General features: G+C 60.5%; 1 protein-coding gene. It reads right to left on the bottom strand.

Annotated elements, in window-relative coordinates; translation table 11 throughout:
- Positions 1 to 189: 189 nt before the first annotated feature.
- On the bottom strand, positions 190 to 598 hold a 409-nt coding region (locus OB03_RS12040), incomplete at its 5' end, for a hypothetical protein (protein ID WP_461344300.1).

A 598-nucleotide genomic window follows, 5' to 3' on the forward strand; every position in this document is an offset into this window, starting at 1 on the left:
TTGTCGTTGTGTGGGGGCCGCCGGTGTCCAAGGCGACGGGTTTGAACTTTTCGGGTGCCCCACCGGGATCGGAACAGATCGGGAACCTCGACGGCTGCCTGTCGTGAGGGTGGTGAGGTTTCCCCCCTTTAGGGGGGAACCCACCCCTCACGCCGTGAGCCTCACGGTACTCACGCAACCTCACGGTACTCACGCTAACCATGCCCATGGGTCGGCCTCCCCAATAATACCCTTTGCTTGCAAGGCTTTACGGGTGTCGTAGAAGGCGCGGCGGCGTGAGGCTTCGTCATCAGAACTACTCACGCCCATGCTGTAGGCTTGCTGTCTCCAAACCTCGACCCTCACGCATCGTTTATCGATATGAGCAGGGGTTACTTTCTGGTTCTCACCATGGTGGTCTAGGGCCATTTCGAGAGCCTTCAGACAGACCTTTTGAGCCGCTGTCAGGCGCGGTCCGGGAGGGACCTTCTCTGCCTTCGCAGAGCCGCCGTCGCTCTCTTCAAGCACCTCGAATGCACCACCGTCCGAGGCGATACGGAACTCAGTCCCCCAGCGGCTGTAGTTGCTTTTCGTGTGGGCAAGGGTGAGCAGGCGGCGG

The sequence above is a fragment of the Brevundimonas sp. GN22 genome (assembly GCF_054824005.1).